Below are 16,679 nucleotides of genomic sequence, written 5' to 3'. Positions count from 1 at the left end.
TCGTCGAGCGAGAAGCCCACGCCCTGCTTCTTGAGCTGGGCCATGCGCTGGATCGCATCCTCGATGTCGCCCAGCAGCAGGCTCTCGGTCAGCTCCAGCTTGAGCCGCTGGGGGTTGGCGCCCGTGCGCTGCAGCGTCTCCAGCACCTCGGCCGCGAAGGCCGGCTGCCGGAACTGCCGTGCACTCACATTGACGGCGATGGTCAGCCGCGCGGTGTCGGGGTGCTCGGCCCATCGCACCAGCTGCTCGCACGCCGATTCGAGCACGAAGCGCCCCAGCGGCAGGATGAGCCCGGTCTGCTCGGCCAGCGGGATGAAGTCGCCGGGGCTGATCATGCCGCGCTCCGGGTGGCGCCAGCGCACCAGGGCTTCGGCGCCGCACAGCTGCGCGCGGTGGTCCACGATGGGCTGGTAGTGCACCGTGAGTTCGTGGCGGGCCAGACCCTGGCGCAGATCGGCTTCCAGGTGCGAACGGGCATGCACCTGGGCCTGCATTTCCGGGTCGAAAAAGCGCTGCGTGTTGCGGCCTTCGGCCTTGGCCTGGTACATGGCCAGGTCGGCGCGCTTGAGCAGCTCGTCCACGCTGCGCGGCTGGTCGCCGAACAGCGTGATGCCGATGCTCGGCGTGCTGTAGTGCTGCTGCGTGCCCAGCATGAAGGGCTGGTTGAGCTGCAGCAAGAGCTTGTCGGCCACGTGCTCGGCCTGCGTCGCTGCCTCGGTCAGCCCGGCATCGAGGTTTTCCAGCATCACCACGAACTCGTCGCCGCCGAAGCGCGCCACCGTGTCGGTGGCACGCACGCATGACACCAGGCGCGTGGCCACCTGCGCCAGCAGCTGGTCGCCCATGTCGTGGCCCAGCGTGTCATTCAGGTCCTTGAAGTTGTCCAGGTCGATGAACAGCAACGCGCCCAGCTGGCCGTTGCGCTGGCAGACGGCGCTGGCGCGCTGCAGGCGGTCCAGCAGCAGGCGGCGGTTGGGCAGGCCGGTGAGCGCATCGAAGAAAGCCAGCAATTCGATCTGCTGCTCGGCCTTCTTGCGGTCGGTGATGTCGCGGCACACGCCCAGCAGCCCGGTGACATGGCCGTGCAGGTCGCGGATGGGGGTCTTGATGGTTTCAAAGTAGCCCTCGTAGCCGTCCTCCTGGAACGTCAGGGTCTCTTCGTACACGAGTGGCTGCCAGGCAGCCATGGCGCGCTGGTCGAGCTGGCGCACCCGCTGGGCCTCGACGGCGGGTAGGAGATCGTCGTCCGACAGACCGATGATGTCGCGCTCGCGCCGCCCGATGAAGCGCTCGAAAACGGGGTTGCACGACAGGTAGCAGCCGTTCGCATCCTTGAGGAACACCACGTCGGGGATCGCGCTCACCAGGCTGGCCAGGCGGGTGCGTTGCTGCGTGAGTTCCAGCGCCATGCGCTTTTGCTCGGTCAGGTCGAACGCGAACACCACCACGGCCACCGTGCGGCCATCGGCGGCGACCTCCGGCACCAGCGTGGTGTGCCAGAACTGGGCCCCATGGGTTTTGGGAATGCGGTGCTCGAACACCACTGTTTCGCCCTGCAGCGCCCGGTCGAAATGCGGCTGGATCGGGGCCATCAGGTCGGCGGGCAGCACGTCCACGAGGAACTGGCCTTCGAGTTCCTCGACCGGACGGCGCAGCCAGTGCGCCTGCGAGGGATTCACGTACACGATGCGCAGATCGCGATCCAGCCGCGAGACGCCGCCCGGCAGGTGGCTGAGCAGGCTCGCCAGTTGCACCTCGTGCGCGCGGCTCAGGTCCTGGGCCTCCCGCTGCTCCGTGACGTCGGTCAGCACGCCGTCCCAGATCACGCGGCCCTTGTCCAGCGGCCGGGGGGTGGAACTCATGCGCATCCAGCGCAACTGGCCGTTGGCCACGCGCATGCGTACCACCGAGTCGCCGACGCCCATGGTGCGGTAGGACGCCTCGTCCGACGCAGCGCAGGCCAGGCGGTCCTGCGGCTCCATCTGCTCGAAGAACAGGGTGGCATCGTTCACCACCGCCTGGGCCGAAATGCCGTTCAGGCGCTCGATCGCATCGCCCATGTGCACGAAATGCCAGCGGCCGTCTGCCTCGCGCACGCGCTGGTACAGGACGCTGTCGGGCAGGTTGCGGCCCAGCAGCTGCAGGCGGCGTTCGCTCTCCAGCAACCGGGCCTCGGCCTCGCGCGCACGGGCGAACGGCATGCGGATGCCGGCGATGAACACCGCCTGGAACATCAGCGCATACCCCAGCACGCGCAAGGCGTGCGCGAACGTGTCGACGAAGACCGGGTGCAGCGGGTACAGCAGCATGGCGAATTCCGCCAGCGCCAGCGCCGCCGCCGCGCAGGCCATGATGCGCCGGCGCCCCCGGCCGCGCTCGTTGCCAGCGGTGTCGTCCACCCGATACATGACCCAGGCGGCCATCGCCATGGCACTGCCGAGCAAGGCATCCGCCCCCATGGCGAAACGCTCGCCATGCGCCAGTCCGAACTGCTCGGGCAACCCGCTGGAGGCGGACCACACGAGCACCAGCGACACGCCGGCCGAGGCCACGGCCCAGGCCCGGCCGGGCCCGTGGAACGAGACCCGCAAGGCGAACAGCAGCAGGGTCAGCGCCTCGACCCCATGGGCCAGCAAGCCGAAATAGGAAGAGACATTCGCCCGGGTGACGGACGCCATGCTTTCCATCTGGTGCAGCAGGACGGCGTGAAGGAAATTGCAGACCGCAGCGGTGGCCAGCCCCGCCACGAGCACGTTGGCGCGGCCTTGCTGCGTGTCGTCGAGCATGTGCAGGGACACCGCCACGGCCAGCAGGCCGATGAGCACCACCACCATGTCGAGGAAAGGCTCCAGGCCGTGCAGCCCCTGCAGGCCCGAGCCCAGCAGTTGCACCACCGGCACCAGCAGCAGCGCCAGTACCGCCACCACCAGCATCAGCGTGACCGCGGGCGCCTCCGACAAAAGCGTCCGCGCGATGGCTGCAGTGACCGGACGGTGGGGAGGGGGGGTCATGGCGGCGGCGGGTTACCTGAACATATCGTCACAAGTGTATCGGGCCGCTCGCCCCCTGGGTGGATGTCCCCCAATCAGGCGGTCAACAACTGCCGAAGCACATAGGGCAGGATGCCGCCGGCGCGGTAGTAGTCCACCTCGATCGGCGTGTCGATGCGCAGCGTGACCGTGACCTCCTGGCGCGACCCGTCGGCCCGGCGGATCGTCAGCAGCGCGTCGCTTTGCGGGGTGAGTTCCGAATCCGGAGCCACGTCGATCGTCTCGTTGCCGGTCAGGCCCAGCGACTCCCAGGAATCGCCCGCCTTGAACTGCAGGGGCAGCACGCCCATGCCCACGAGGTTGGAACGGTGGATGCGCTCGAAGCTCTTGGCCACCACCGCCTTGATGCCCAGCAGCTGCGTGCCCTTGGCCGCCCAGTCGCGGCTGGAGCCGGTGCCGTATTCCTCGCCCGCGAAGATCACGGTGGGGGTGTCTTGGGCGATGTACTTCATGGCCGCATCGAAGATGAACATCTTCGTGCCCTGCAGCTCCCCCTCGTTCTGGAACAGCGTGACGCCGCCCTCCTCGCGCGAGCCGTCGGCGGTGGGCGGAATCATCAGGTTCTTGATGCGCACGTTGGCGAAGGTGCCGCGCATCATCACATCGTGGTTGCCGCGGCGCGCGCCGTAGCTGTTGAAGTCCTGCTTCATCACGCCGTTGTGCAGCAGCCACTGCCCGGCAGGCGAGGTCTCCTTGATGGAGCCCGCCGGCGAGATGTGGTCGGTGGTGATCGAGTCGCCGAACAGCGCCATGATGCGTGCGCCCACGACCGACTCCGACGCCTTGGAGCCGTCCGCGCCCACCGCCCGCTCCTTGGCCTCCAGCGTGAACCGCGCGAAGAAGGGCGGCTCCGCGATGTAGGTGCTGGCGGGCCAGTCGTAGGTGTCGCCCTTCACGCCCTTGATGTTGTTCCAGAGCGCGCCCGGGTCGGTCTTGACCTTGCCGTAGTTGTCACGGAAGGCCTTTCCGTTCATGGCGTAGCGCATCAGCGCGTGGATTTCATCGCTGGTGGGCCAGATGTCGCCCAGGTACACGTCGCTCCCGCCCTTGCCCTTGCCCACCGGCTCCGTCATGAGGTCGCGCAGCACCGTGCCGGCGATCGCGTACGCCACCACCAGGGGCGGGCTGGCCAGGAAGTTGGCCTTGATGTTGGGGTGGATGCGGGCCTCGAAATTGCGGTTGCCCGACAGCACCGCCGCGCAGACCAGATCGTTGCCGGTGATGGCCTCGTTCAGCTCGGGCGCCAGGTCGCCGGCGTTGCCGATGCAGGTCGTGCAGCCATAACCTGCCAGCGCGAAACCGAGCTTTTCCAGATAGGGCATCAGACCGGTTTCGGTGAGGTATTCCGTGACGATGCGGGAGCCGGGCGCGAGCGAGGTCTTGATGTGCGGCCGCACTTTCAGGCCGGCCTCCACGGCCTTCTTGGCCAGCAGTCCGGCGGCCAGGAGCACGCTCGGATTGGAGGTGTTGGTGCAGCTCGTGATGGCGGCGATCAGCACGTCGCCGTTGCCGATGGTGGGGTCCACCCCCTTGGTCGGCAGGCGCACGGCGGCATCGGCATGCGTGACCGCCAGCGGCGGCTTGTTGTGCTCCATCTCGACCAGGAAACGCGGGCCACCCGCAGGGGCGGGCTTCTCCGCCGGGACCGCCTCGCTCACGCCTTCGTCGCCCCGGTGGATGTGGTGCCGCGTGTGCAGCAGTTCGGCCGGGCGGTTGAAGCCGTTTTCCGCCGCGGGCTTGCTGAACAGCGACACGAAGTCGCTGCTCACGTTGCCCAGCTCGATCCGGTCCTGGGGCCGCTTTGGTCCCGCGAGGCTGGGGGTCACATCGCCCAGGTGCAGGCGCACGATCTTGGAGTAGTCGATTTCGCCCGCGAGCGGCACGCCGAAAAGGCCCTGGGCGCGGAAATACGCCTCGAACGCTTCGATCTCGCTGTCGATGCGGCCGGTGCCCTTGAAGTAATCGATGGTCTTTTCATCCACCGGGAAAAACCCCATCGTCGCGCCGTACTCGGGTGCCATGTTGCCGATGGTGGCCCGGTCGGGCAGCGACAGCGTGCGCGTGCCCTCGCCGAAGAATTCCACGAACTTGCCCACCACCTTGTGCTGGCGCAGGATCTCGGTCACCGTGAGCACCAGGTCGGTGGCGGTCACGCCTTCGCGCAACTGGCCGGTCAGCTCGAAGCCCACCACGTCCGGGGTCAGGAAATACACCGGCTGGCCCAGCATCGCCGCCTCGGCCTCGATGCCGCCCACGCCCCAGCCCACCACGCCGATGCCGTTGATCATGGTCGTGTGGCTGTCCGTGCCCACCAGCGTGTCGGGGTAGTACACGCCATCGGCCCTCTTGTGCACCCCCCGCGCCAGGTATTCCAGATTCACCTGGTGGACGATGCCGAACCCGGGCGGCACCACGCCGAAGGTATCGAATGCCTGCATGCCCCACTTCATGAATTCGTAGCGCTCGCGATTGCGCTGGAATTCCAGCTTCATGTTCAGGTCCAGCGCCTTTTTCGTGCCGTAGTGGTCCACCATGATGGAGTGGTCCACCACCAGGTCCACGGGCACCAGCGGCTCGATCTTCTTGGGCTTCTTGCCCAGGCGCTGGGCCACGCTGCGCATGGCGGCCAGATCGGCCAGCAAGGGCACTCCGGTGAAATCCTGCAGCACCACGCGCGACACGACGAAGGGAATCTCGTCCTTGCGGTCCGCCACCGGCTGCCAGCGCGACAACTGCTCCACGTGTTCCGCCGTGACCTTGCGGCCATCGCAGTTGCGCAGCACCGATTCCAGAACGATCCGAATCGAAACCGGCAGCCGTTTGATCGACGGGTATTGCTTGGCCAGTGCCGGGAGCGAATAGAACTTGCCGCTTTTACCGGACCCCGTCGTGAAATTCTTCAGGGTGGATGCGAACGCGTGGCGGGAAACCGGGGGTGACATCGAGGCCATGTAGTGCTACTCCTGTGGGGACGAGAGCACGTATTCTGGCAGTCCTACATATCGATGCAATCGTGGGGTAATCGCATGCACGACATTTCAGAGAGTCCACCGCCAAACTCCAGGCAAAACGTCCGATCACAAGGCCTGCCGTCCTACGCCATGGGAACCTCAGCGCGAGTAAGTGCGCAACCATATACCGCGGGCCATTCGATTAATGAAATACCGCACCGTGGAATCTCCGTTTTTATTGAATCATCTCTCTTGAAATTAATCGCTGTGCAGCCCCACCCTGATGAAGATGAAGCCAATTCCCAATGGTTGGGATTTCGAGACAAGACGCAACGCAGAAAGCACTCAGTGCACCCATGAACGGGAAGCCAAGAAACACATCATGGATGCCCATGCCGCCCCACCGAACGGCACGGTATTCCGTGACCATGAAAAAAGCCCGCCAAGGCGGGCTGTTTATTGCGTGGGTTGCTCTTGCCAATCCGCAGCGCCGACAAGGTCTGCGCGGGATCTGGAATTCAAGGTTTGCCCATCAAATGGCGAATTGCTCGCGGTCTTGGTTCTGGATCCACTTGGGAGCCTTGCCACGGCCCGTCCATGTCTGGCCCGTCGCAGGATCGCGATATTTGGGAGCGACTTTGACGCCGGCGCTGGCACTGCGGGCGCGGCCCGTAGGAAATACGTCCTGGGCGGTCAGGCCATACTCCGCCACCAGATTGCGAACCTGATTGATGGCATCGGAAAGTTCGCGGCGACGTGCTTCGCCGATTTGCTGCTCAAGTTCTTCACGCTGTTTCAGCAGGTCTTTGTAGCTAGTGCTCATGGTAGTGTGCGGAGATTAATAACGAAGGCCGCATTATAGGTATCTTTCAATATCGTGCAGAGAAAGCGGGCGCAATCCACCTCTTGAATAACCCATCGATTTCTGGAATTTCGGGGAACTCTGCCAGCTCAGCCATATCGAAGCGCGCGCCCCGATTTGCATCGGCTGGGCTATCCCGGCCTGGGCGATTAACTGGCACAACTCCTTGCAGCCGCGACAATGCAGGTTTACCACCTTCGGAAACGCCATGGCGCTCTACTGCATCGGGGATATTCAAGGCTGCGATACGGCATTGCAGCGCCTGCTGGACCACATCGGGTTCTCTCCCAGCCGGGACACCGTTTATTTGCTGGGCGACCTGGTGAACCGAGGCCCTGATTCCGCAGCCGTGCTGCGCCGCTGCATGCAGCAGGGTGACAGCCTGCGCAGCCTGCTGGGCAACCACGACCTGCATCTTCTGGCGGCCGCCCACGGGGCCCGCAAGCCTTCCCGCCGCGACACGCTGGACCAGGTGCTGCAGGCACCCGACCGCGAGGCCCTGCTGGACTGGCTGCGCCACCAGCCGCTGGCACGCCAGCATGTGCATGGTGGAGAGCCCCTGTTGATGGTCCACGCGGGCGTATTGCCCTCGTGGTCGGCCCAGGATGTGCTGGCGCATGCCGACGAGGTGCAGGCCGTGCTGCGCGGTGCCGACATGCCCGCATTCCTTCACGCCATGTACGGCAACACCCCGGACCGCTGGGAACCCACGCTGACGGGGACGGACCGCTTGCGCGTGATCGTCAATGCCTTCACACGATTGCGCTTCTGCACACCCGAGGGCGCCATGGATTTCGAGAGCAGCGAGGGTGCCAGCGCTGCCCCCGCCGGCCTGGTGCCGTGGTTCGAAGCACCGGGCCGAAAAACGCAGGACGGGCTGGTGGCATTCGGGCACTGGTCCACCCTGGGCTGGATGAACCGCTCCAACCTGTTGGCGCTGGACACCGGTTGCGTGTGGGGAGGCTGCCTCAGCGCGGTCCGCTTTGGCCGCACGTTGGCAGACCGCGAGCACTGCCATGTCGATTGCGAGGAGGCGCAAAAGCCAGGGGCCTGAACAAGAACGGGCCACCCACTGCCCAACGGCAATAAGAAATCACCCAGGGCCTGAGCGGGTCTGGCCCCGGCCGACGGATCGGCCCTGGGCGCTCACTGCGAGGAGGTTTCGGTTTCGGGCTGCACGGCCTTGAACAGGGCCGCCACCTTGCGTTTGGGCTTGATGTTGGCCGAGATGCCGCTGCGCGCCGGCTGGGCCTTGGACGCGGACTCCCAATGGGGCGCCGCCTCGGTGGCCGGTGCCTCGTAGGGCTTGTCGAAGAACGGATCGCGGGGTGCCGAAGGGGCGCGGTAGCTGCTGCGCGGCGCGCTGCCGCGCGGGTCTGCGCCTCGCCGCCCCGCTCACGCCGGCCACCTTCGCGCTGGCCATCCTCGCGCCACGCGCGCTGACCGTCGTTGATGCGGCCGCGGGGGCGGTCTTCCTCGTACTCCAGGGCTTCGAGATCGATCTTCTTCTTGATGAGCTTTTCGATGTCCGCCACCAGGCGCGTGTCGCTGCTGGACACCAGTGTGACCGCCAGGCCCGAGGCGCCTGCGCGGCCCGTGCGGCCGATGCGGTGCACGTAGTCCTCGGCATTGAACGGCACGTCGAAATTGAACACGGCCGGCACATCCTTGATGTCCAGTCCGCGTGCCGCCACGTCGGTGCACACCAGCAGATCGACTTCGCCCTGCTTGAAGGCATCGAGCGCCTTCAAGCGTTCGTCCTGGCTCTTGTCGCCGTGCAGCGCCGCGGTCTTGAGGCCTTCGCGCTCCAGGCTGCGGGCCAGCCGGGCACAGCCGAGCTTGCTGTTCACGAAGATGAACGCCTGCTTCAGGCCCCGCGTCTTCAGCACCTGGTGGATGGCGCGGCGCTTGTCGTCGTCGTTGGCGCTGTAGAAACGCTGCTCCACCGTGGAAGCCGTTTCGTTGGGGCGCGCCACTTCGATCGTGATCGGGTCTTGCAGGTAGCTGCCTGCCAGGCGCTTGATCTCGGGGGAGAACGTGGCGCTGAACAGCAGCGTGGTGCGCTGCTTGGGCAGGTACGAGAGGATGCGCTGCAGATCGGGCAGGAAGCCGATGTCCAGCATGCGGTCGGCTTCGTCGAGCACCACGTACTCGACCTGGTTCAGCACCGCATTTTTGGCTTCGATGTGGTCCAGCAGCCGACCGGGCGTGGCCACGAGCACTTCCACGCCTTTTTTCAGCTCCAGCGTCTGCGGCTTCATGTCCATGCCGCCGAACACCACGGTGCTGCGCAGCTTGGTGTACTTGGCGTACAGGGCGACCTGCTGGGCGACCTGGTCGGCCAGCTCCCGCGTCGGCAGCAGCACCAGGGCGCGCACCGGATGGCGGGCGGGGGAGGTGGAGCTGTTTTCGTGCTTGAGCAGGCGCTGCAGCAAGGGCAGCGAGAAGGCGGCCGTCTTGCCGGTGCCTGTCTGGGCCGCACCCATCACGTCCTTGCCAGTCAAGACGACCGGAATGGCCTGCTCCTGAATGGGCGTCATGGACTCGTAGCCCATTTCGGCCACGGCGCGTGCCAGCGGTTCAGCCAGCGATAAATTGGAGAAAGAACTTGTCATTTAGCCCGCTATTGTCGCACCAGGGGCTGAACGGGGTGTTTTTTCGGGTAGGCATTCGTTTGCCAAAGGCACGATGCTATTCAATTCATAGCACCATACGATGGCTGTAAAAGCGCAAACGCCACCCCAGGCATCGCAGGGTGAACGCTTCCACTGCGGCGTTCACACTACAGGCTGCGGGCCGAAAACGTGTCGCAAGCCTTCACGCTGCCGTTTTCCAGGCCTGCATGGAACCACCGCTGGCGCTGCGCGCTGGTGCCGTGGGTGAAGCTGTCCGGCACGACGGCGCCGCCGCCCGCCCGCTGCAGGGCGTCGTCCCCGATCTTGGCTGCGGCGTTCATGGCCTCCTCCACATCGCCCTGCTCCAGGATCTGGCGGGCATTCTGGGCATGGTGGGCCCAGACCCCGGCAAAGCAGTCGGCCTGAAGTTCCAGGCGAACGGACAGCTGGTTGTACTGCACCTGGCTGACGCGGCCGCGCATCTGGTCCACTTTGGCGCTGATACCCAGCAGGTTCTGGACGTGGTGGCCCACCTCGTGGGCGATCACGTAAGCCTGGGCGAAATCCCCCGGTGCGCCCAGCCGGTTCTTCAAGGTTTCATAGAAGCCCAGGTCGATGTACACCTTGCGGTCGCCAGGGCAGTAGAACGGGCCCATCGCCGCCTGGCCGGTGCCGCAGGCAGTGGGTGTGGAACCACGGAACAGCACGAGCTTCGGGTCCTGATAGGCGTTGCCACCCTGGCGGAAGATGTCGGTCCACACATCTTCCGTGTCGGCCAGGACGGTGGAGACGAAGCGCGCCATCTTGTCGTCGGCCGGCGGGCGATGTGCCGGCGCCTGCTGGACCTGGGCGGGAGCGCCTCCGCCGCCGCTCAGCAGTCCCAGAATCGTCAGCGGATTGATCCCGAAAATCCAGCCCCCCAGCAACGCCACCACGATAGTGCCGATGCCGATGCTGCGGCCGCCGAACACCGGCATGCCCCCACCGCCGCCGCCATCGCGGCGGTCCTCGACGTTGTCCGACTCGCGGTTGCCTTCCCATTTCATACGGTTCTCCTGCTCGCACCTGCGGGTGCGGTGCGCCGGATGTTACGCCCGTGCCGCACGCCGGGCAGCAGTTCCCATGGGTCGATTCGCGACGCCATCAAGGCTGCGGCTCGCTGAACGAGGGCGCGTCCACCGCTGCATAAGTGGCCGGTGAACTCTGCAGGCCCCGGGGCGCCCAGTGCGCCTGGCGCTCCGATGCCTGCTGCACCTGCCCCTGCACCACCCAGCCCAGCGCGACGAGTTGCGCCGCGATCACCACGCTGCCGATCAGGATGGGCCAGGGGCGCAGCCTGGGTGCGGAGGACACAGGGGGATGGAAATCGTCGTGCATGGCAGTCTCTTGCGGATGGGGCTGAAATGGATGGGTGGGATGCTAGGCAGCGCGCCAGGGTCGAAAACCCGGTCGATGGCCTGCGGGGGCGTAGGACGCGGCCGGTCCAGAGGCATCCACGCAACGCGCCGACCTTCAGGCGCCCCCTGCCTGGATCAACGCGTGCACCAGTGCACGCTGGCGGCGGCGGGCTCGGCGTCTTCGAAATACCCGGACAACTCCTGCACCAGGGCTTGCAGGGCGCATCCCGGAAGGGCACGGGCCCGTTCGATCTGCTGCAGGGCGTAGGTGCGGTCGCCGAGCATCATGGCGGCGCTGATGCAATGGCCACGGGCGGCCATCTGCAGCAGGAAGGCATCGAGCGCTTCGGCGGGCCAATAGCAGCGGTGGGTGCTGCCTCCCGAAGCCTCGTGCAGCACATGCGAAAGGCCCGTGCGCTCGGCCTGGAAAGACGATACGGCGTGGTGGGTGGCAGGCATGGTGGGCTCCTCAGGCAGCGTTCTGCGTGGGATTTACAGCATCCAACCGAATGCAACACAGAACCTGGCTGAATCGTAAAAAACCGTAGCCGCCCCCGCTCACGGCAAAAAAGCCGTGGCGGTGTAGGACTCCACCGCCCGAAAAATCAGGCGCGCATCAGGCCTTGGGCAGGGTGACGCCGCTTTGGCCCTGGTATTTGCCGCCCCGGTCTTTGTAACTCACGTCACAAACCTCGTCGCTTTCGAAAAACAGCACCTGGGCGCATCCCTCGCCGGCATAGATGCGGGCCGGCAGCGGGGTCGTGTTGCTGAATTCCAGCGTGACATAGCCCTCCCACTCGGGCTCGAACGGCGTCACGTTCACGATGATCCCGCAGCGGGCATAGGTGCTCTTGCCCAGGCAGATGGTCAGCACGTTGCGGGGAATGCGAAAGTACTCCACCGTGCGTGCCAGCGCAAAGCTGTTGGGCGGGATGATGCAGCTGTCGCCTTCGAAGTCGACGAAGCTCTTTTCGTCGAAGTTCTTCGGGTCCACCACGGTGCTGTGGATGTTGGTGAACACCTTGAATTCCGGCGCGCAGCGGATGTCGTAGCCATAGCTGCTGGTGCCGTAGCTGATGATCTTGCGGCCTTCCGCCTCACGGACCTGGCCCGGCTCGAAGGGCTCGATCATTCCGGTCTGCTCCGCCATGCGGCGAATCCACTTGTCGCTTTTGATGCTCATTGCTCACTCCTGCTGGGCCGCCATTGTAGAGAGGACGCGCGGGCAGGCACTATATTTTTCATAGCGGCCTGCGCTAGTGCAACCTGCGCCAGGGGCCTATTCGGCTTGGGAAACCACGGTGCGCTCGATCACCCGGTCGTCGCCCAGCACGATCATCGCGAAGAGCAGTTCGTCCAGGTTGGCCGCGTGCGCGGTCTTGCGCGCCAGCAGCGGCGTGGCGCGCGGATCCAGCACCACGAAGTCGGCCTCGCACCCGGGCTGCAGGTTGCCGATGACGCCCGCCAGCCCCAGCGCGCGCGCCGCGCCGGCCGTGTGCTGCCACCACAGCGCCTGCGGCGAAAGCGACAGGCCGGGCTTCGTCTGCCCTTCACGCCCCACGTAGTAGGCGGCGAGCATGGTGTGGAACGGGCTGAAGCTCGTGCCGCCCCCCACATCGCTCGCCAGTCCGTAGCGAAAGCCGACCCGGTCGGCCCCGGCGTAGTCGAAGAAGCCACTGCCCAGAAACAGGTTGCTGGTGGGGCTGACCGCCGCCACCGCCCCGGTGTCACGCATGAGCGCCCGGTCGGCATCGTCAAAGTGGATGCAGTGGGCGTACACGGCGCGCTCGCGCATCAGCCCGAAATCGTCGTACACCGACAGGTAGCTGCGAGCGGCGGGAAACAGCTCGCGGGCCCATCGGATCTCGTCCAGGTTCTCGGCCACGTGCGACTGGATCCACACGTCGGGGTATTGCGCGGCCAGTTCGCCCGCGCCGCGCAACTGGGCTTCGGTGCAACTGGGCGCGAACCGCGGCGTGATGGCATAGCCCAGCCGGTCCTGGCCGTGCCAGCGGCGGATCAGCGCCTCGGTGTCGCGCAAGGATTGTTCGGTCTGGTCGCGCACGCCATCGGGCGAGTGGCGGTCCTGCAGCACTTTGCCGGCGATCAGGCGCAGTCCGCGCGCCTGCGCCTCGCCCATCAGCGCGTCCACCGACGCCGGGTGCGAGGTGGCGAACGTGAGCGCGGTGGTCACGCCGTTGCGCAGCAATTCGTCCAGGAACACGGTGGCCACGCCGGCGGCATAGGCCGGATCGGCAAAGCGGGACTCGTGCGGAAAGGTGTAGTTTTCCAGCCAGGGCAGCAGGCCGTCGGCGGGCGAGCCGATCACGTCGGTCTGCGGAAAATGCACGTGCATGTCGACGAACCCCGGCGCGATGATGCGGCCGGGCCAATGCACCACCGGCCATTGCGCGTAATGGGCCGCCAGGGTGTTCCAGGCGCCTGCGGCCTGGACGCGCTGGCGCCCTTGGGCATCGGGGCCGATGGCCAGCAGGCCGTCTTCTTCATACAGGGCCGAATGGTCGTCGGCGAAACGCAGCAGGCCGGAGCGGTAGATTTGCATGGCGGCAGCTTAACGCCGGGCGCGGCGCCTTTCATGCGCCGCAGCGCATGGGGCCCATACCGGCGGCGCTACACCGCCACCCGCTCCCGGGGCGGCAACGCCTCGCGGTCTCCGACCGCCGTCGGGGCGGCAGAGCGGCCCAGCTGCCCCGCGATGCGCTGGGCGTGCAGCAAAAGCCGCTCGATGGCAGACACGTAGAACAGCGCGCCCTGGGTCAGCGCCCCGATGGCGAACAGGCCGGGCTGGCCCAGCACCTGAAGGCTTTGGGCATCGATCGCGATGCCGCCCAGTTCGTGCTGGCGGATCAGGCCGCGGTCGATGAGGTTCTCGATGAGCGGCGAATCGATGCGCGCCAGGTTACCGGCCACGCCGGTCGCATCCAGGATGCCGTCGAGCGCCAGCGTTCCGCCGGCCAGCTCCACCTGGAATCCCGGCCGGCCCTCCGCCAGCCGGGTGGCCCGGTAGCCGGGGTGCACGGTCAGTTGGCCCGCCTGAAGCAGCGCCTGGACCTTGCGCGCGTTGTCCAGCGGCATCGGGTGCCGGTAGCTCATCCAAAGGCCCTGGTATTTGCGAAAGAACCGGCGCTTCTGGTCCGGACGCAGCGCGGTCCAGTAGCGGTCGATGTCCTCCTTGGTGGCGTCCAGCTGCAGCTGCCAGTCCCGCACGGCCTGGGCCGCCTCGATCTCCCGGCCGATGCGGACCAGGGGGTCGCGGATCGTCATGAGGCCCGGGTATTCGTGCCCACAAGGATGGCTTTCGCGGAACCAGCGCAGGAAGCCGCGCAGCGTGTCGCCCGCATAGCGGTGCTCGGGGCGCACCAGGGGGGTGGTGGGCAAGGCGCCGCGCACCAGGGGCAACTGGCCGGAATGGGAAAACATGTGGATGCGCTCCACACCGAGCCGGCCGAGCAGCAGCGCCATGTCGATGGCCGTGAGCTTGGTGCCCAGGATGCCGATGCGTGCGTTCCGCGGCAGCTCGGCCTTGATGGCGCCCAGGTCGTGGTACGGGTTCGCGTGGTAGTGCGCCACGCCCGGAAACGGCGAGCGCTTTTTGAGATGCCCCAGCGCCAGCACGACCTGGTCCACATGCCAGGCATGCTGGGCCGTGGCGACGTGAAAGCCACTGGCCCCGCGCTCGATGTCGGTCACCGCCTGCGCCACGCGCACCAGCTTCACGCCGCGTGCGGCGAACGCGCTCTCGGCCTGGTGGGCGACATCCTGCAGGTAGGCCCCCATGAGCGAGCGCCGCACGTATCCGCCGGGCGCTTCGGCCTGTCCCGCGCAGAGCTGCTGCAGCCAGCGGTCGAACCCGTCCGGCTCGCCGGTCCGTGCGCTCAGCAACGACGAAGCCATGTTGAGGATGAACTCGCCGTCGTTGGTGTCCCGGCCATAGGGCAGTCCCGGGCCGAACCCGCCGGACTCGTCGAACAGCAGCACCTCGGAAATCCCGGCATGGCCGCCCATGCGGCTCAGCGCTTGCGTGACGAGGGTGCCGCTGCAGCCGCCCCCGATGATGGCGATCCTGGCCATGGTCATGTCTCCTTCGCGGATGCGGTGCGCCGCCGCATCAGGCGGCACCACCGGCCAGGGCCAGGTCCGCCGCGCGATCCCGGGCCGCGGACACGGGGCGTGATGGGGAGCCATGCCGTGCGAAATGCTGGCGCAGCAGCATGTCGGCGCGCAGCGAGGCGGGAGCGGTCTGCAGCAGTGCCACCAGTTCGACCAGCGAAGCGGGCGCGCCTTCCAGGTAGCGGCGGATGGAGTGCCCGTCGTGCAGACGCACGGGGTCTTCCCGCAGCACCACGCCCGCCAGGCGGAGCAGCAGCTTCTTTTGCTCGCCCTTGCGCAAGATCCAGTGCGCGCTGCCGTAGCGGAACGCCTCGTCATCGCGGTGCGGCAGGAGCGGCGCCAGGCTCCAGAGCCCGTTGCCGCTGCCGCACAGGTAGTCCGGCGTGGTCGTGCCGGCCACGCTGCGCACATCGTTCAGCGCAGTGACGTCCACGGTGGGTGTGCCGAGCACGGACAGGTTCACATCGCAGGCCGACGCGAACGACAGGGCGACGGAGCGGTTGAAGATTTCCTCCTGCTCCTGCACCGAATAGCCCAGCCGTTGCAGGTCCGCCCGGGCGGCGTTGTCGATCTGCTGGATGGTCGCGATGCCGGAACTGTGCGCCAGGAAATGCAGCCGCACCAGGTCTTCGATGCCCTGGAAAGAGAGCCGCCCCGCCGGCTGCCCGTCGCGGTTCAGCGGCCGGCCCGCCGCATCGCGCTCCACCAGCCCGGTGGCAGTCCAGGCCAGCGCCCGCGGCAACGCGACCAGCCGGGGCAGCACCACGCGCTCGTAGATGAGGCGGGACGAGTGGCTGACCACCTGCGCATGCGCCTTCGTGTTGAGCGTGAAGCGGTTGTGCAGCATGCTGGATTCGATCAGCACGGTGCCGTCGGCATCGAGGCCCGCGTGCGCGATGCCGAGCACCTCGGCGGCGGCCTGCGTGCGCTCCAGGAACCGGGCAAACGTGGCCGTGAGCCCGGTGGAGAGCTTCAGCCCCTCCGGGTAGTGGGTGGTGGGCGTGCTCGGCAGGACGATCCATGCGCCGCGGGCGATGGCGCCCTGCACGGCCGCCACGTCCATGTCGATGGGCACCGCCAGGCCGCCGCTGCGCGGCGCGTCCCGGTACACCCGGATGCCGGCGCTCTTGGGCTCGGCCTCCGAATTGGCCCGCAGGGCCACCGCCCGCTCGTGGATGGCCTCGAACAGCACGGCCATGGCGGCGCTGTAGCCGGGCTCGCTGCGCACGGCGGTATGGACGATGTCGGTGCGGTCGTCCGTGTAGTGGCAAGGAATGGCGGTGAGGAATTCGAGAAACCGCCCCTGCGGCCCCTTGAACTGCGCAGGCGGCACCTGGAAGGCATGGGGCGGCAGGCCTGCTTCGGCGGCCATGGCCTGCAGCGCCGCGTCCCACCGGCCGCCAGGGCGCTGGCGCTCGGCCAGCAACTCGCGCACGAAGTTCAGGGCCTGCAGCGGATAGACGTGCCGGAACGCCGCCGCACCTTCACGGGGATAGCGGTCCCGCTCTTCTACAAAAAAGCGCGCGTACAGCCCATGGTCGCGCAGGGCCGCGAGCGCGAGGTCGCCCGCACCCGGTGCCTGCGGATCGGGCGGCAGGTGGTTGGCCGCGGCCTCCAGCGCGTCCAGGAACCGGGATTCCCGGGCCGCGTAGGCGGGCTGCAGCGGTGCCAGC

The 16,679-nt window shown here is 67.0% G+C and carries 11 protein-coding genes and 1 pseudogene; 1 reads left to right on the top strand and 11 read right to left on the bottom strand.

Annotation, left to right across the window (positions count from 1 at the left end):
- The 3 genes from AC27IQ_RS10100 to AC27IQ_RS10090 all read right to left on the bottom strand — a co-directional run.
- The coding region (locus AC27IQ_RS10100; RefSeq protein WP_487089380.1) for a diguanylate cyclase domain-containing protein at positions 1-3,011 on the bottom strand (3,011 nt) is incomplete at its 3' end.
- Between the two features lie 74 nt (positions 3,012-3,085).
- Positions 3,086-6,001 (bottom strand): aconitate hydratase, encoded by a 2,916-nt coding sequence (locus AC27IQ_RS10095; RefSeq protein WP_487089379.1) that lies wholly within the window; start codon positions 5,999-6,001, stop codon positions 3,086-3,088.
- Between the two features lie 532 nt (positions 6,002-6,533).
- Positions 6,534-6,824, bottom strand: coding sequence for an H-NS histone family protein (locus tag AC27IQ_RS10090; RefSeq protein WP_272548868.1), 291 nt, complete (start codon positions 6,822-6,824; stop codon positions 6,534-6,536).
- 247 nt (positions 6,825-7,071) lie between these two features.
- On the opposite strand from AC27IQ_RS10090, the gene AC27IQ_RS10085 reads away from it, so the two are divergent.
- Positions 7,072-7,917 (top strand): symmetrical bis(5'-nucleosyl)-tetraphosphatase, encoded by an 846-nt coding sequence (locus AC27IQ_RS10085; RefSeq protein ID WP_284408248.1) that lies wholly within the window; start codon positions 7,072-7,074, stop codon positions 7,915-7,917.
- Here AC27IQ_RS10085 and AC27IQ_RS10080 read toward each other — a convergent pair.
- The 8 genes and pseudogenes from AC27IQ_RS10080 to AC27IQ_RS10045 form a co-directional block, all read right to left on the bottom strand.
- On the bottom strand, positions 7,832-9,478 hold the full coding sequence (locus tag AC27IQ_RS10080) for a DEAD/DEAH box helicase (protein WP_487089378.1): 1,647 nt from the start codon (positions 9,476-9,478) through the stop codon (positions 7,832-7,834). The genes AC27IQ_RS10085 and AC27IQ_RS10080 overlap by 86 nt on opposite strands.
- A 167-nt stretch (positions 9,479-9,645) precedes the next feature.
- Positions 9,646-10,524 (bottom strand): KPN_02809 family neutral zinc metallopeptidase, encoded by an 879-nt coding sequence (gene ypfJ, locus AC27IQ_RS10075; RefSeq protein ID WP_284402275.1) that lies wholly within the window; start codon positions 10,522-10,524, stop codon positions 9,646-9,648.
- Positions 10,525-10,621: 97 nt separating this feature from the next.
- The gene (locus AC27IQ_RS10070) at positions 10,622-10,855 is read right to left on the bottom strand and encodes a hypothetical protein (protein WP_284402274.1); all 234 of its coding nucleotides are present in this window, start codon (positions 10,853-10,855) and stop codon (positions 10,622-10,624) included.
- A gap of 155 nt (positions 10,856-11,010) precedes the next feature.
- Positions 11,011-11,334 (bottom strand): hypothetical protein, encoded by a 324-nt coding sequence (locus AC27IQ_RS10065; RefSeq protein ID WP_272564911.1) that lies wholly within the window; start codon positions 11,332-11,334, stop codon positions 11,011-11,013.
- Positions 11,335-11,491: 157 nt separating this feature from the next.
- On the bottom strand, positions 11,492-12,058 hold the full coding sequence (gene dcd / locus AC27IQ_RS10060; RefSeq protein WP_272564912.1) for a dCTP deaminase: 567 nt from the start codon (positions 12,056-12,058) through the stop codon (positions 11,492-11,494).
- A gap of 96 nt (positions 12,059-12,154) precedes the next feature.
- A complete protein-coding gene (gene guaD / locus AC27IQ_RS10055; protein ID WP_317356615.1) occupies positions 12,155-13,438 on the bottom strand; it encodes a guanine deaminase in 1,284 nt (427 codons plus the stop codon).
- A 68-nt stretch (positions 13,439-13,506) separates the two neighbouring features.
- Positions 13,507-14,967 (bottom strand): FAD/NAD(P)-binding protein, encoded by a 1,461-nt coding sequence (locus AC27IQ_RS10050; RefSeq protein ID WP_487089377.1) that lies wholly within the window; start codon positions 14,965-14,967, stop codon positions 13,507-13,509.
- Between the two features lie 37 nt (positions 14,968-15,004).
- Positions 15,005-16,679 (bottom strand): annotated as a pseudogene (locus AC27IQ_RS10045) (3-keto-5-aminohexanoate cleavage protein); the annotation flags it as partial.

The organism is Acidovorax sp. KPB24-07, from assembly GCF_057543315.1.
Note: the sequence above shows the minus strand (reverse complement) of the source record. Positions and strands in the feature narration are given on the sequence as shown.

Excerpts from the sequence above, each read along its gene's own strand:
- AC27IQ_RS10080 (WP_487089378.1), bottom strand. The coding sequence starts at position 9,478 with ATGACAAGTTCTTTCTCCAATTTATCGCTGGCTGAACCGCTGGCACGC.
- AC27IQ_RS10065 (WP_272564911.1), bottom strand. The coding sequence starts at position 11,334 with ATGCCTGCCACCCACCACGCCGTATCGTCTTTCCAGGCCGAGCGCACG.
- AC27IQ_RS10050 (WP_487089377.1), bottom strand. The coding sequence starts at position 14,967 with ATGGCCAGGATCGCCATCATCGGGGGCGGCTGCAGCGGCACCCTCGTC.
- ypfJ (WP_284402275.1), bottom strand. The coding sequence starts at position 10,524 with ATGAAATGGGAAGGCAACCGCGAGTCGGACAACGTCGAGGACCGCCGC.
- guaD (WP_317356615.1), bottom strand. The coding sequence starts at position 13,438 with ATGCAAATCTACCGCTCCGGCCTGCTGCGTTTCGCCGACGACCATTCG.
- AC27IQ_RS10085 (WP_284408248.1), top strand. The coding sequence starts at position 7,072 with ATGGCGCTCTACTGCATCGGGGATATTCAAGGCTGCGATACGGCATTG.
- AC27IQ_RS10090 (WP_272548868.1), bottom strand. The coding sequence starts at position 6,824 with ATGAGCACTAGCTACAAAGACCTGCTGAAACAGCGTGAAGAACTTGAG.
- AC27IQ_RS10070 (WP_284402274.1), bottom strand. The coding sequence starts at position 10,855 with ATGCACGACGATTTCCATCCCCCTGTGTCCTCCGCACCCAGGCTGCGC.
- dcd (WP_272564912.1), bottom strand. The coding sequence starts at position 12,058 with ATGAGCATCAAAAGCGACAAGTGGATTCGCCGCATGGCGGAGCAGACC.
- AC27IQ_RS10095 (WP_487089379.1), bottom strand. The coding sequence starts at position 6,001 with ATGGCCTCGATGTCACCCCCGGTTTCCCGCCACGCGTTCGCATCCACC.